The sequence below is a fragment of the Acinetobacter pullicarnis genome (assembly GCF_006352475.1).
Classification (GTDB): Bacteria; Pseudomonadota; Gammaproteobacteria; order Pseudomonadales; family Moraxellaceae; genus Acinetobacter; species Acinetobacter pullicarnis.
The window spans coordinates 127450-142883 of record NZ_VCMZ01000001.1; the positions used below are offsets into that span (position 1 = coordinate 127450).

Annotated in this window: 16 protein-coding genes; 4 read left to right on the forward strand and 12 right to left on the reverse strand. The window is 40.9% G+C overall.

Annotated features, from left to right (window positions below):
• The first annotated feature begins 90 nt into the window (after nt 1-90).
• Nucleotides 91-1266, forward strand: coding sequence for a TDT family transporter (locus FD716_RS00570; protein ID WP_139850478.1), 1176 nt, complete (start codon nt 91-93; stop codon nt 1264-1266).
• 240 nt (nt 1267-1506) lie between these two features.
• Here the strand turns inward: FD716_RS00570 and FD716_RS00575 are convergent, their stop codons facing one another.
• From FD716_RS00575 to ubiG, 11 genes are all read right to left on the reverse strand, one after another.
• Nucleotides 1507-2118, reverse strand: coding sequence for a TetR family transcriptional regulator C-terminal domain-containing protein (locus FD716_RS00575; protein ID WP_139850479.1), 612 nt, complete (start codon nt 2116-2118; stop codon nt 1507-1509).
• Nucleotides 2119-2422: 304 nt separating this feature from the next.
• On the reverse strand, nt 2423-3214 hold the full coding sequence (locus tag FD716_RS00580) for an ABC transporter ATP-binding protein (RefSeq protein WP_139850480.1): 792 nt from the start codon (nt 3212-3214) through the stop codon (nt 2423-2425).
• A 13-nt stretch (nt 3215-3227) separates the two neighbouring features.
• A complete protein-coding gene (gene ssuC, locus FD716_RS00585; protein ID WP_139850481.1) occupies nt 3228-4040 on the reverse strand; it encodes an aliphatic sulfonate ABC transporter permease SsuC in 813 nt (270 codons plus the stop codon).
• On the reverse strand, nt 4037-5212 hold the full coding sequence (gene ssuD / locus FD716_RS00590; RefSeq protein WP_139850482.1) for an FMNH2-dependent alkanesulfonate monooxygenase: 1176 nt from the start codon (nt 5210-5212) through the stop codon (nt 4037-4039). The genes ssuC and ssuD overlap by 4 nt, the downstream gene beginning before the upstream one ends.
• A gap of 100 nt (nt 5213-5312) precedes the next feature.
• A complete protein-coding gene (locus tag FD716_RS00595) occupies nt 5313-6209 on the reverse strand; it encodes a sulfonate ABC transporter substrate-binding protein (RefSeq protein WP_228714975.1) in 897 nt (298 codons plus the stop codon).
• Between the two features lie 382 nt (nt 6210-6591).
• Complete coding sequence (gene argA / locus FD716_RS00600; protein ID WP_139850483.1) at nt 6592-7947, reverse strand: amino-acid N-acetyltransferase; 1356 nt, start codon at nt 7945-7947, stop codon at nt 6592-6594.
• Between the two features lie 126 nt (nt 7948-8073).
• Nucleotides 8074-8424: an RcnB family protein gene (locus FD716_RS00605; protein WP_139850484.1), complete on the reverse strand. Its 351-nt coding sequence runs from the start codon at nt 8422-8424 to the stop codon at nt 8074-8076.
• A 165-nt stretch (nt 8425-8589) separates the two neighbouring features.
• Entirely contained in the window at nt 8590-8964 is a 375-nt protein-coding gene (locus FD716_RS00610; RefSeq protein WP_139850485.1) for an RcnB family protein, read from the reverse strand.
• 306 nt (nt 8965-9270) lie between these two features.
• The gene (locus tag FD716_RS00615; RefSeq protein ID WP_139850486.1) at nt 9271-10017 is read right to left on the reverse strand and encodes a YciK family oxidoreductase; all 747 of its coding nucleotides are present in this window, start codon (nt 10015-10017) and stop codon (nt 9271-9273) included.
• A gap of 58 nt (nt 10018-10075) precedes the next feature.
• Nucleotides 10076-10750, reverse strand: coding sequence for an HAD family hydrolase (locus FD716_RS00620; protein WP_139850487.1), 675 nt, complete (start codon nt 10748-10750; stop codon nt 10076-10078).
• Complete coding sequence (ubiG, locus tag FD716_RS00625; protein ID WP_139850488.1) at nt 10747-11463, reverse strand: bifunctional 2-polyprenyl-6-hydroxyphenol methylase/3-demethylubiquinol 3-O-methyltransferase UbiG; 717 nt, start codon at nt 11461-11463, stop codon at nt 10747-10749. The genes FD716_RS00620 and ubiG overlap by 4 nt, the downstream gene beginning before the upstream one ends.
• A 185-nt stretch (nt 11464-11648) precedes the next feature.
• Here ubiG and FD716_RS00630 point away from each other — a divergent pair, with 185 nt between their 5' ends.
• Nucleotides 11649-12266 (forward strand): thiol:disulfide interchange protein DsbA/DsbL, encoded by a 618-nt coding sequence (locus tag FD716_RS00630; protein WP_139850489.1) that lies wholly within the window; start codon nt 11649-11651, stop codon nt 12264-12266.
• A 59-nt stretch (nt 12267-12325) separates the two neighbouring features.
• Here FD716_RS00630 and FD716_RS00635 read toward each other — a convergent pair whose 3' ends face one another.
• Entirely contained in the window at nt 12326-12973 is a 648-nt protein-coding gene (locus tag FD716_RS00635) for a TetR family transcriptional regulator (RefSeq protein ID WP_139850490.1), read from the reverse strand.
• 155 nt (nt 12974-13128) lie between these two features.
• Here FD716_RS00635 and FD716_RS00640 point away from each other — a divergent pair, with 155 nt between their 5' ends.
• On the forward strand, nt 13129-14154 hold the full coding sequence (locus FD716_RS00640; protein ID WP_139850491.1) for a flavin reductase family protein: 1026 nt from the start codon (nt 13129-13131) through the stop codon (nt 14152-14154).
• A 39-nt stretch (nt 14155-14193) separates the two neighbouring features.
• The gene (locus FD716_RS00645; RefSeq protein WP_139850492.1) at nt 14194-15336 is read left to right on the forward strand and encodes a fatty acid desaturase family protein; all 1143 of its coding nucleotides are present in this window, start codon (nt 14194-14196) and stop codon (nt 15334-15336) included.
• Nucleotides 15337-15434: the final 98 nt, after the last annotated feature.

Below are 15434 nucleotides of genomic sequence, written 5' to 3' on the forward strand. Positions count from 1 at the left end.
TTTCTTATTGATCTTATAAATATAAATCAATTTTACTTATGTTTTTGAGCGATTAAGATACGCTTACCTGCTTTGATGAGAAAACGTACGATGAAAAAGCCATTTTATCAATTAGAACAGCCACAAGAAATCATCCGACAGTTTACCCCAAATTGGTTCACCATGACGATGGGAACAGGTGTTGTTGCATTGATTCTACCTGAACTTGCACCCAATCATAGTGGACTGTGGCTGCTTGCCCAGAGTTTATGGCAATTGAATACTCTGCTATTTATTGTGTTTACCTTATTGTATTTATTGCGTTGGTTGATTTATCCAACGGAGGCGAAGCAGATTTTCTCTCATCCAAGTATGGGGCTATTTTTAGGTGCAATACCGATGGGGTTAGCCACAGTCTTAAATGGTTTCCTCAAATTCGGATTCCCTATCTATGGTGAAGTGGCGATCCAAATTGCACATTGGCTTTGGTATATCGATATTTCGCTGGCAGTCGCGATTGGGATTGGGGTGCCTTTTTGCATGTTTAGTCGACAAGAGCACCATTTACATCAAATGACCGCGGTTTGGTTATTGCCAATCGTCGCCTGTGAAGTTGCTGCGACCTCTGGTGGTTTGTTGTTACATTATTTGCCAGCCAATGGGCAGAGCCTTGCGATTTTACTTGGTAGCTATACCTTGTGGGGAATGTCGGTACTGCCAGCTTTTGCGATATTAACGATTTTGATGTTGCGCTTGGCATTGCATCAACTCCCAGGCAAAGAACTTGCAATTACAGGTTGGCTCGCACTTGGGCCAATTGGTACAGGAGCATTGGCCTTATTGGTCCTTGGCAATGAAGCGCAACCGCTTTTGGCCCAGTTTGGATTGATTGATTTCGGTACCGCTCTTAAACAGCTTGGGCTGTTCAGTAGTTTGGTCCTTTTAGGTTTTGGTTTTTGGTGGTTTGCGATCGCTGTTTTAATTACCCTCAGCCATCTTAAAAATCGCTTGCCTTTTAACCTTGGTTGGTGGGCACTGACTTTCCCATTGGGGGTATTTACCTTGGCAATATTCAATTTAGCGCAACAGATGCAACTTGAGCTGATTCGGAATATTGGGTTGGGGTTCGCAAGTATTTTGATTGTACTCTGGAGCATGGTTATGCTGAAGACTTTAGTTGGCATTTATAACGGTGGTTTATTTTTTTCACCTTGTCTCAAAAGCTTTCTTGAGAAAACAACACCAGCTTGCAATACCTTAGTTCAAGATAAAGCAACGAACGATTGAGTGAAAAAGGAGCTGTGCTGAAAGAGATGAATTGAATGTGCTTAGAGACAGATTTAAATTGGTCTGAATAGAATGTATGGCAGGGTTAAGCAGTGTGGATCGAGGTATTGACGTTATTTTAATTATTTATGCATGTGGTGCAGCTGTTTTGAATGGAAAAATAAAAAATTTGGCGACCATAGTTGATCTATGGTCGTATGCCAAAATAAACGGAACAATTGATCCGGTCATTAAGGGGAATTATCTAGGTACAATGCCGTAAAGAATTAAATGAACGGTATGTTCGATACTGCGCTGATACATACTACGGTTACGTAAGGTCTTTCCTGTGAGCATTTCAATTTGGGTACTGAAATCCGCATAGTTCTGAGTCATTCCCCAGATATTGATAATCAATAATTCAGGATCAATATCAGTCGAAATTTTACCTTGTTCTTGCCAAGTCAAAATGACTTTTGCTTTACGTTTAAATAACTTTTTTAAAGGACCCTTTAAAATCGTTAAAATATGAGGTGCACCTTGAATCACCTCTAATGCATAAAGTTTTGACGCTTTCGGCTGATGACGAGAAACATCAATTTTTTGAATAAGATATTCAGTGAGTGCCTCGGCCGGTTCGAGTTCAGCCTTGAGCACCTGCAGTGGTGCTAACCACTTTTGCATGACGGTGGTCAGTACTTCTACATATAATGCTTCTTTATTTTCGTAGTAATAGAAAATATTAGATTTATGCATTTTTGCCAATTGCGCAATTTCATCTAAGCTCGCACCGTTAAAACCATATTGTGAAAATACGTCTAGCGCAGCTGCTAGAAGTTGGTGCCGTTTTTGCGTACTTTTCTTTTGTTCCATCGCATATCATTACAGTTAAGAAAGGGTAGTTAAATTGTACGGTAAAAAGATGGGTTTGTTGACAGGGGAATAGGCTATTTTAGAAATATAATGAAGATTTATTGTGTAGTAAAATTAATTAAAGTTGTATTTAGTGGTTTTGATTGTTTGTATTTTGATCAAGTACGTTTAACTAAAGTTAATAGTGTTCGTTTTCATCGAGAACCAATCTTTTTGTTTTTGTTAAGTTATTCTAATTTCTAAAATGTTATATTTAATTTTAATTAAAGATCAGTAGCTTAAGAAAAACTACTAATCCATATGTTTAAGTCGCGAGTACAGCCTGTAAAACTTTTTGTTCTATTTCTGCAAATTTTACATCTTTTTGCCTTGGTCGTGGCAGATCAACTTTAAATTGTTGGGCAATATGGCCTTGATCAAGCAGAATAATACGATCTGCAAGTTGTACTGCTTCATTCACATCATGTGTAACTAAAATGGCAGTAAAGCCTTGTTCATACCAAAGTTGCTCGATTAAACGCTGCATATCTAATCGGGTTAAGGCATCAAGTGCGCCTAAAGGCTCATCAAGCAGTAAAATTTTAGGTGTATGGGACAAGGCGCGTGCTAATGCGGTACGTTGTCGCTGCCCTCCAGAAAGTTGCGTTGGCCAAAAATCTGACTTTTCTTTAAGTCCTACTTTTTCAAGTAATTGTTGTGCCTTCGGATAAGCCTGTTTGTTTAAGCCCAATTGAATATTCTGAAGAATGCTTTTCCAAGGCAATAGTCGTGGGTCTTGGAACATGACTCTAATATCTGCACTAATAATGCCTTCCCTAAAGTGCTGTGCGGATTTAAATTTAATTTCACCATAGCTTGGCTGCTCTAAATCGGCAATGAGTCGTAATAGCGTACTTTTTCCACAACCACTTCGCCCCACGATCGCGACAAACTCTCCAGATTGGATATGCAAGTCGAGGTCTTCGAGGACGTTTACATCACCATAAAATTTATGTAATTGTTCAATCAGAATTTCTGCGCCAATTTTGGGTTGTACATCGTGCTCGGTTGTCGTTTGAAGCTCATTGGCATATTGTTGAATGCTAAGATCCGTCATCGTCTATTCCTCATTAATGTTGATAGCCTGAATGCCAACGTAATAAATATTTTTCTAAAGTCACCGCTAAAATATCGGCAAATTTACCAAGTAGGGCATAAAGCAAAATACCGACCAATACGATATCCGTTTGTAAAAACTCTCGCGCATTCATCGTCATATAACCAATGCCTGATTGTGCTGAGATCGTTTCAGCGACAATAAGTAGCACCCAAACCAGACCTAAGGAAAAGCGTAAGCCAACTAAGATCGAGGGGAGCGCACCAGGGAAAATAATATTTTTATAAAGCTGCCAACGATTGAGTCCGTAACTTTTCCCCATCTCAATGAGTTGTGGGTCGACAGAACGGATCCCATGATAGGTATTGATATAAATTGGAAAAAATACGCCTACTGCGACTAAGAATAATTTGGCGGACTCATCAATACCGAACCAAAGAATCACCAATGGAATAAGCGCGAGTGCAGGGATATTACGAATCATCTGCAAGGTGGTATCTAATAGGGTTGAGGCCATTTTAGATGAGCCATTCAGTAAACCTAAAAATAAACCAAGACCACCACCAATCAGTAAACCGACCAAGGCACGTGCAGCACTGACCTGCACGTGCTGCCATAATTCACCACTGAGCAGAAGTTTCCAAAATGCTGAAACCACGGCAGAAGGGGCCGGTAGAATTCGACTCTGGAGAATGCCACTCATGGAAGCCAATTGCCAAAAGCTAATTAAAACAATGGGGACCAGCCAAGGCAGTACGCTTTGAAACAGGCGAGATGTTCCACGTGAAATCAGGTGTGGTTTCGCTGGAGTAAATACTTTGCTCATGCTGACTCCTTTGCAGTTTTATGCTGTTGTGTCTCATCGGGCGTATAGCTATTTGCCACGATTTCACCAAAGGGGCCAGTTAGATTGGGTTGGACAAGTTTTTTACGGGTTTCGATCGGTAGCAGTGGAAAGACCAATTCAGCAAAACGGATGGACTCTTCTAAATGTGGGTAGCCAGAGAAAATAAAGGTATCGATACCGAGGTCAGCATATGCTTGAATACGATCTGCCACGGTCTGTGGGTCACCAACCAAGGCGGTTCCTGCACCGCCACGGACTAAGCCGACACCTGCCCATAAGTTGGGAGAGACTTCAAGCTTGCTACGGTCACCTTGGTGTAATTCAGACATCCGGCGCTGGCCAACTGAATCCATTTGTTTGAATTTCTTTTGTGCCGCAGCAATAGTGGCATCATCGACATATTGAAGCAGTTGCTCTGCTGCACTCCATGCCTCTTCATTGCTTTCACGAACAATGACATGCAAACGAATACCATAATTTAGACTTCTGCCTTTGGCCGCTGCTTTGGCTTTTACATTTTCGATTTTCTCTTTGACTGCTGCCGGTGGTTCACCCCAAGTGAGATAGGTATCGACCTGTGACGTTGCTAATTCAACGGCATCATCGGATGAACCGCCAAACCAAAGCGGTGGGTAGGGCTGTTGAATAGGGGGATAAAGCAGTTTGGCATCATCTACTTTTAGCTGTTGACCATGAAAGCTATACGATTCACCTGTATGTGAACGCGTCAAAATTTCACGCCAAATCGTGACATATTCAGCCGCAGTTTTATAACGTGTTGCATGATCCTCATAAATACCATCCCCTTTTAACTCTTGTTCATCGCCACCCGTGACTAAGTTGAGCAGTACTCGGCCATTGGATAAGCGATCAAAGGTAGATGCCATCCGAGCTGCCAGTGCCGGGGTTGTTACACCCGGTCGCAATGCCACAAGGAATTTTAGGTTTTTGGTCGCATCAATCAGGCTGGCCGCTGCAATCCATGGATCTTCACAAGAGCGCCCTGTTGGAATAAGAACACCTTCATAACCGAGGTTATCGACAGCAACTGCAATTTGCTTCATATAGGCATGATCAACTTGGCGTGCGCCTTTACTGGTACCAAGATAGCGACTATCACCATGCGTGGGAATAAACCAAAAAATTTTCATTGTATGATCCTTAAAAGACGATTTGTATAGTGAATTGGCAGGCTTAAAAGTGAATTGAGAGTGCAAAAAAGATTGCATAACTAGGCGGGAGTAAGCTGAGTTACTTCGCTAAGACAGCATCCTGAATGTTGATTTTGTTTGGGATTAGGCGTTGCTGATAGAAAGCATCGGCAACATATTGTTGTTCTTTGCTTACCGCATTGGAGATGGGGCGAACACCAAAACCCATACGCGAAATCGAGCTTTTAAGTACAGAAAAAGGGAGGCCAGTTGGTTTTTCCAACAGCTTCGCGGCTTCATTCTGATGGGTTGCAACCCATTGGGTGCTATTGTTAAGTTCATGAATGACCGTTTTTAAAAGCTGAGGATGTTGTTGCGCAAAACTTTTGTCTGCCAAATAAAACTGATAGTTGTTTACTCGGTTTTGTCCAGTTGCGATGACTTTGGCACCAAGTTGTTGTTCTGCAGCAGCAAAGAAGGGATCCCAAATAACCCATGCATCGACCACACCTTTTTCAAAGGCAGCACGGGCATCGGCTGGTGGTAGATAAATCACTTGAATGTCATCTAATTTGAGTTGGTTGGCTTCCAAAATTTTCAGTAATAAATAATGAACATTAGAACCTTTATTTAAAACGACACGTTTGCCTTTTAAATCGTTGATGCTATTGATGTTTGAGTCTTTAGGTACAATCAGTGCTTCTGCCAAAGGTGCCGCTGGCTGATTGGCGACATAGACTAAATTGGGGCTGGCTGCTTGAGCAAAAATTGGGGGGGCTTCACCAGCCTCACCAAAAACCACACTGCCGACATTTAAACCTTCAAGTAACTGCGGTCCTGCAGGAAACTCAACCCACTTTATATTGATGCCTTGGGCTTTTAAAGTTCGATCTAGGTCACCACGCGCTTTGACTAACGGGAGTAGGCCATATTTTTGATAGCCAATATTTAATGTGGTTATGGATTCGGGTTGCTTTTGGCATGCGCTTAGCATCATCGCAACAACACTCAGACCAATATAAGTGAATTGTTTTAATCGAGGAGGAAGATTGCGTTTCATAAAATGCCTTAAGCGTGTTTTGATCAAACAGATACGCTAATCGGCTTTTGATTCCAAAAAAAATAAAAAAATGGGATTTAATCATTAGAAAAAAAGATAAAAGAAAATAAGCATTACTTATTCGTTATAGCGATTTCAATGTGAATGCTATTTTTTTATAGAAGCAACATAAGTAATTGAATTATATTTATTAATTATAAGGCTGATGCCAGCATATTTTATAGCGTCAATCTATGCTGGCTATCGAGCCGTCGAAGCTAAGCCTGAATTTAAATATCGATATTTAAAATTGAGAAATACCCGCTGCAGGTATTTCGGGCTAAGCGATAAGTTTTTTAAAAACAAGGGAGTTGCGTTGGAAGTTATACAAGGCTTGTCTGGCTTGAGGGAGTTCATCCACATGCGCTGGATGAAAGCCATGTTCGATAAACCAGTGTGCAGTACGGGTGGTGAGGACAAACAGTTGTTGAATGCCTTGTTGTCGTGCTTTGCTTTCTAAAAACTGTAAGATTTGACTACCACGATTGGATTTACGATAGGTTGGATGAACGGCAACACAGGCGATCTCAGCAGATTTAATGTGTTGATGATCTGATGGGAAGGGATAGAGCGCGGCACAAGCTAAAATCATACCGTCACGTTCAATCACTGCAAATTGTTCTATTTCACTTTCTAATCGTTCACGTGAGCGATAAACCAAAATACCTTCTTCTTCAAGCGGTCGCAGTAGGTTGATCAGTCCAACAACATCCTGAATATTGGCCATGCGTACTTCTTCGTAGTGCGCATCGGTGATCATGGTTCCAATCCCATCACGTGTGAACAATTCTTCAAGCAATGCACCATCATAAGCATAGGATAGTAAATGGACACGGTTCACCCCTTTTAATGAGGCAGCTTTTGCATTTTGTAAATATAGGGCGATTTCAGGATTGGAATCTTGATACTTATTGATCTGTAAATCGAGTTTATGTGGTGAAATCTCACGTTGTAAATGACCAAACTCATCGAGCAGGCCTTGCTGATTACCGAGGAAAATTAATTTGTCTGCTACTAAGTCAATAGCAACTTTGGTCGCGACTTCCTCTGCCAACAGATTAAAGACTTCACCTGTTGTGGAATAACCTGTTGGGCCTAAGAGCACAATATTATGATTATCTAAATGTTTATGAATGGCTTCGGTATCTAAGCTACGCATTTCGCCAGTGAGTTGGAAATCTATACCATCCCGAATACCAAAAGGTTTTGCTGTGACAAAGTTACCAGAAACCACTTCGATTCGCGCACCAAACATCGGTGAGTTGGCCAACCCCATTGACAGTAAGGCTTCGATTTGCAGGCGAATTGATCCAACTGCATTCATGATACAGCTGAGGGATTCACGGGTGGTGATACGATGCCCCAGATGAAAAGGCGTTTGAATATTTTTTTCAGCCAAGTTGGCATTAATTTGTGGACGTGCGCCATATACCAAAATTAATCGAATGCCCAAAGAATGTAATAAGGCAATATCATGAATAATGTGCTGAAAATTTTGGTGTTGTACGGCTTCGCCACCAAACATGAGCACAAAAGTCTTGTGACGATGAGTATTGATATAGGGCGCAGAATGGCGAAACCAATGCACATATTGCTGGGTATTGCTGTGTAAGGGCGCGATTACATCTGTTTGCATATCAATTCAACGCTAAAACTTTAGTGACTAGGTGATTCTAAACAAAAATAAGTTTTAGGCATACCTAGAAATGAAAAAGCCCAAAGCGGGTTTGAGCTAAATCTAAATGGTTCATCCCGATTTTCATTAACCCAGAATACGAACAATGCGGTTATTTTTATTATTGACCAAGACATAATCGCCATTAATTTTATACCATTGTTGATTGCGACCTGGGTTTGGTAATTTGCGTGATTGACGCTTATCGACGGTATAACGTGAGGAGTGATAGTTGCTTGGAAGGTATTGTCCTGCGCGCCACTGACGACTTGGATTGATCTGTTGATGACGTGAAGACTGACTCTGATTCCAATGGGTTTGGTGATGACCGTAGTTGTGGTTATCATGATGCTGGTTTTGATAGGAAGGTGCCGCCATTGCTGTGGTTGCACCGATTGAACCCGCACAGAGTACGAGCGCAGTCATTAGTTTTTTCATTGGTTTAACTCCATGTGGACAGCATTTTGATTTGATAAGATCAAATTAACTGAACTTTAGAGATAAAACGTGGACTTCAGTTTTTCCAATTGTGAATTTTGTGGATTTTTAATGAAGCATTTAAATGAAGTATGCGATTATTAATTTATTTAAAAACATTAAATTTTATAAACCCATAATTTGAATAATACTATTATCTTCTGAGTCCACTAAAATATAGTCATTATTAATTTTATACCATTGCTGGTTACGTGAAGGTTTTGGAAGATTATTTTCGCGGAAATCTACTTTATAACCATCACCACGATAATGTTGCGGCATGACATAGCCTGCTTGCCATTTATGTTGTTGTAGGCGGCGAACACCACGTTCTTCACGTTCACGGCGTCTTTCTTCCATCATATAACCATCAGATGCACCATCACGATGCGCCTGTCTAGAATGACCAGACCCGTTGGAATCACGCGGATTTGCATTCACAATCTGGCTTATTATCATGAGGTTGAAGATAATTGCGGACATAGCCAAAAATTTATTCATGCTGAATCCTCCTTCAAAAAAAACTTTGTTTTTCACGGTTATAATGTACTGTTAAAATGCAGAGAAACTGTGAAGGTCAAATAGGAAATTAATTAAAATTGCAGACTTTAGAGTCATATGCTCTTTTGTTAAAAAGTATAAACAATCATATTTTACATCGTTCGAAAGTATATTAAATTTTATTTATAAAAAAAAGAATTGACAGTTTAAATAGCACACGTGATTTTACAAATGAATGTCATACATAATGCATCGGCGTATTGTGCATGCCAAAGCATATGATCACATGCTTTGGCAAAGTGCTACCTAGTCTTGAGCATCAATACTTTCACCGCTCAGATGCTGACTGTCTTCCCCCATTAAATAGAGATAGGCAGGCATAATCAGTTCGGGTGTTGGTAGGGTTTTAGGATCTTCATGTGGATACGCTTTTGCACGCATTGCAGTGCGGGTTCCACCTGGATTAATGCAATTGAAACGAATATTCGGCTCTGTATTTTCTGCGGCAAACAAAGTACTCACCGCTTCAATTGCAATTTTGGCAACCGAATAAGCACCCCATGTTGCACGTGCTTCACGACCGACACCTGAACTGGTAAACACCACTGAAGCTTGCTCAGATTTTCGCAGTAAGGGTAATAAAGCCTGAGTTAAAACAAAAGGCGCACGCAAATTGACAGCCATGACATCATCCCAAGTTTCAACAGGGTAATCCATCAACGCTGTGCGCTCACCCAAAATACCCGCATTATGCAAAATACCATCGAGACGGCCAAACTGTTGTTCTAACGTATTTAATAACAGTTCATACTCACGTGGAGAGGCTGTTGAAAGCTGTAACGGAAGAATCGCAGGTTGCGGTGCACCAAGACTTTCAATTTCGTCATAGATCACTTCAAGCTTATTTAAAGCACGACCATGTAGGACCACTGTTGCGCCATGTAGCGCATAACTGATGGCTGCAGCACGACCAATGCCATCCCCAGCACCGGTAATAAGAATAATTTTATCTTTAAGCAAGTCTGGGCGAGGTTGATATTCTGAAAACTTCATTGCACGCTCCGAAAATATAAGATGGGGTCGATATGATCGCTAATATAACTTTTATAATTTAATTTAGCCGTAATTGCTGCTGAATTTGATCGTGTAATTCGGTCACATTGGCAACAATACAGTCCGCCTGCCAAGCATTTAAATCATCTTTATATTGCATAGGTAAATAGCCATAAGCAGCTAAAATCGTATACATACCAGCATTTCTTCCCGCATCAATATCACGTGGATGATCACCAACATAAATAATCTCTGATGGCGCGATGTCGATTTTATTTGCGGCAAGATACATCGGCTCAGGATCAGGCTTGGTCTGCTTAACATCTTCGGGGCAAACCAAAACCGCACAACGTTGCTCGAGAGCCAAGGCTTTAAGGAGTGCTTCGCTGAGCCAGCGTGGTTTATTGGTCACAATTCCCCAAGGAATTTGATTCGCTTCGAGTTGTTCTAACAAAGCGGGCATATCTGCAAATAAATCAGTATCTACTGCAATTTCTGCTGCATATAAATCTAAAAAACGCTGACGATGCTGCAAAAAAACAGGATCTTGGCTATCGAGTTCAGGATAAACCAGTTGTACCATTGCTCTGGCACCTTCGGAAACTTGTGTCCGGATAAGGTCCGCTGCAACGATTTCACGACCCGCTGTTCGGCACATGTTTTGAATAATACGAACAAAATCGGCTGCAGTATCAATCAAGGTCCCATCGAGATCAAATAATACGGCTTTCATGCAGTTTCTTCTTTTAGGGTATAGACCATATAGTTCACGTCAACATTTGGTGCAAGCCAATAATGTTTAGTCAGCGGATTATAATGTAAACCGGTCATATTTTTTAGGCTCAGCCCTGCTTGACGAATATCATGTGCAAGCTCTGAAGGCTTGATAAATTTATGATAGTCGTGGGTGCCTTTTTTAAGTAAACGTAAAACATATTCTGCGCCAATAATCGCAAACAAATAGGCCTTTGGATTGCGATTGATGGTGGAGAAAAACACATGGCCACCTGGCTTAACCAATTTTTGACAGGCTTGAATAATTGAGGCTGGATCGGGAACATGCTCAAGCATTTCCATACATGTGACGATGTCATATTGGCCAGCCTGTTCTTCAGCGAGTTGTTCAACTGGAATTTGGCGGTATTCGATGTTGCTGACATTTTCATTTTCTGCATGCAAGCGCGCTACATTTAAAGGTGCTGCGCCCATATCAATGCCCAGTACCTCAGCGCCTCGGCGGGCCATACTTTCAGCCAAAATACCGCCACCACAACCAACATCAAGTATCTTTTTACCGCTAACACCGCCTGCATGCTCATCAATCCAATTTAGCCTAAGTGGATTGATTTGATGAAGAGGTCTGAACTCAGAATGCTGATCCCACCATAAAGCGGCAAGTGCTTCAAATTTTGCAATTTCTTGTGGGTCGACATTGAGTTGCGACATGCGAGTCACCTCTGGATAAAATATTTGGTATCAAAAAAATTATTTACGCCACGCTAGTGTAGCGCTTATTCTAAAAAAAGCGATCAATCCTGAAAAAAGTTCACATAAGAAAAACGATTTTCCTATATTTTTTTTATAGTTAGTGAATAAGATAGACGAGATAACTCCTGAGGATAATGAAGTTGATGAAAAAATTTATTTTAGGCGGAATGACTGCCATTGCCTTGGCATGTTCAATGCAAGTGATGGCAGCCGATTTTGTTGCTGGCAAAGATTATACGGTTGTGCAAAATCCTGGAAAAGTAGAGGTTCCTGGGAAAATCGAAGTACGTGAGTTTTTTTGGTATGGTTGTGGGCATTGCTATAGTCTTGAACCGTACATGCAAACATGGTTAAAAACCCTACCCAAAGATGTGAGCTTCATCCGTACACCTGCTGCTATGAATAAAACTTGGGAGCAAGGTGCGCGCGGTTATTATGTATCTGAGGCTTTGGGTATTCGTAAAAAAGCACACGTTGTTTTATTTGAAGAAATCCATAAAAACAATAAACCAATTTTTGATCAAGCTGCTCAAGCCAAGTTCTATAGTCGTTATGGGGTCTCAGAACAGAAATTTAATACCATGTTCAACTCTTTCCCTATCAGCGCCAAAGTGGCTGAATCGAATAAACTGGCACAGCAATATCAGTTGACAGGCGTACCTGCTGTTGTGGTAAATGGTAAATATGTTGTACAAGGCGATGCAGGAAAAGTGCCACAAGTGATTAATTTCTTAATTGAAAAAGAACGCAAAGGGAATTAAGAGCTTAAGGCTCACAATAACCTGCTGCGGCAGGTTTTTGTTTTTGGGGATTCTAATCTTTAAGTTTTAGGTCGTTCCCAGTTTGAAATGCCGCGGAAAATCAGTTGTACTTGCGTGATGGTTTGGCTACGCAGCAGATCCTTGACTGTTTCGAATTCAGGCTGTGAAGCTTGGCTTTGTAAGTTAATCCAGGACATTGCCCACGTAAAAGAGAGATTAATCAGAATATTGGCCAGCACTTTAAAATCATTTGCATCTTTAAAGTGCTGAGTACTTTCAAGTCTTGATAAGTCTTGGCTAAGATCTTGATTGAGAAAATCAATTTCACGAGCAATCGCTTGACGTAATACTTCTGCACCACCCCAACGTTCTGAAATCATGAAAATCCAAACATCTGGATGTTGTTCAACCGCATTAAAAAATAAATCGATACAGGTTGGGATTTTGCTTTCAGGATTATCCTGAAAAGTACGTGCCAATTGATACAGAATGGTTTTTAAGTGTAATGCAACTTGATCGACTAGCTCTTTGCCCAATGCATCCATGTCTTGAAAATGACGATAAAAGGCAGTTGGTACCAGACCGACTTCGCGAGCGACTTCTCTTAAGCTAACGCTAGAAAATGAACGTCCAGATGAACTTAAACTTAAAGCAGCATCCAATAAGGCTTGGCGACTTTGCTGTTTACGTTCTTCACGAATTGACATTCTTTAACCTAACCTAAATAAATTGCCAAGAGTCTATCAAATAATCACAAAAATTAAACGATGAATATCAGTGAACACATGTTGACTGAATAACAAAAATAAGTATAGTGTACGAGTGTTCACTCAATAAATAGTTAGCATAAAGAGGAACCTTTATGAGTTATAAACGATCTTATCAACCACAGTGGATTCGTGAAGATTTTATTGATTTTATCGCTGAAAAAGTCAATCCAATTTGGGCGTGGAAAAAAGTCAAAGCACAGGTGATTCATATTGAATGTATTGGTACTGACTTTTATCAAATACAACTTCGACCAAATTCCAATTTCAAATATCCTCAGTTTCAAGCGGGCCAAAGTCTTTTGGTTACGCTGACGATCGAAGGTATTCGTAATCAACGCAGTTACTCTGTGCTTAAGTTGCTGAGTAATGGTGATTTAATCATTGCAGTGAAACAGCAGGGCCATGTATCGAAAGCACTGACACAATTGCCGATTTCAGCTGTGGTGGAACTTTCACAGACACAAGGGGATTTTGTTTTAAATCATCGTGCGGATGCTATTTTACTGCTTGCCTCTGGCAGTGGTATTACGGCCATTTATGCGTTATTGCAGCAAGCTATGTTGTTGCACAACATTCAGAAAATTGATCTGATTTATTTTAGTCGCGATCAGGCCTTTGTTGAAGAATTAACCCAACTTGCTGAAGCTCATCAGCATTTTAATTTTTATCATTTTAATACTTCGAAGCAACGACAGCGTTTTAGTAAAGCACTTTTGACGCGATTGGTGCCAGACTTTGGGCAACGAGAAACTTATTTATGCGGTGCAAATCGTTTGATGGTTGCAGTGAATGATCTCTATCAGACCTTGGGCATTGCACAGCATTTGAAACAAGAGTTCTTTCAGCACATTTCAGATGAAAATGCGAGCCAACAACCGGTGTACTTTCAGCGGTCACAGCAAAATTTTGATGCCAGCTCAAATCTGCTTGAAAGTGCAGAACAAGCTGGTTTAAGACCAGCACATGGTTGCCGTATGGGTATTTGTAATAGCTGTAGTTGCACCAAAGTCAGTGGTTCAGTCAAAAATTTACTCACGGGTGAAATTAATCATGCTGATCAAACGCAAATTAAATTGTGTATTAGTCAAGCCATCAGCCCTGTGGTGATTAACCTTTAAAGGTTTCAATAAAATCAATTGTATAGCTGGAGAAAAATAATGAATATGCCGCTAGCGTTGAATCAGCAACATGTTGATAAGCACCTAAGCCAAGCGCAGATCATCGAATTTGGTCGCCGTGTTGACGAAATTCGCCTCGCATTGATGCAAAGCCTAGGTCAGCAAGATGCCACCTACATTTATAAAGTTCGTAACTTTGTACGTTATAGCGAAATCAGTTCACGTGCCATGTTGATGTTTGGCGGCTGGTTACCTCCTGTATGGTTGTTGGGAACTGGGCTGCTTGGATTGTCTAAAATCGTGGAAAATATGGAACTTGGCCATAATGTGATGCATGGTCAATTTGATTGGCTCAATGATCCCAGTCTAAATGGCGCAAGCTATGATTGGGATACGATGTCTACAGGCGATGATTGGAAATATACCCACAATTATATTCATCACACTTTTACCAATATTATTGGCAAAGACCATGATGTCGGTTATGGCTTATTGCGTGTTAGTCAGGCACAGCCCTGGGAACCACGCTTTATTTTTAATATTCCGATGGCACTGCAATTGATGGTTTTTTTCGAATGGTATGTTGGGGCACAAAACCTCCATATCGAAGATGTAATTGCCTATAAAACCAAGACATGGAAGCAAGTGTGGCAAGATGCGGGCAAGCTTCGTCAGAAAATGGCGCGTCAGGTCGTCAAGGATTATGTGTTTTTTCCAATGATTGCAGGACCCAACGCTATGGCTGTTTTAAGTGGCAATGTGGTGGCCAATCTAATCCGAAATCTTTGGTCTTCTGCTGTGATTTTTAATGGCCATTTCACTGAAGATACAGAAACTTTTGAGTTAGATAATACTGAACATGAAACCCGTGCAGAATGGTATCTACGTCAGATTCGAGGTTCAAGCAATTTTACCGGAACTCAGTGGTTGCATATTTTAAGTGGTAATTTGAGTCATCAAATTGAGCATCATCTCTTTCCCGATATGCCAGCCAATCGTTATGCTGAAGTCGCACCCAAGATTCAAGCATTATGCCACGAATATGGGGTTCACTATAATCAAGCCAGTTTCTTAAAGCAGTCTGCAAGTGTCTGGATACGTTTGGCAAAATGTTCTGTACCGGCGACCACCGGTAATCGACTTGCCCAGTCTTGGCGTCAAGTCAAAGCGTTCTTTTCGTGAGCGATGATTGGTTCGCACCGATCTTAAGAGGCAATTTAGTTTGACTAGATGAATGACAGCTAGAGATGTTTTTAGCCTTGAAGCTGTTTGTCATCAAA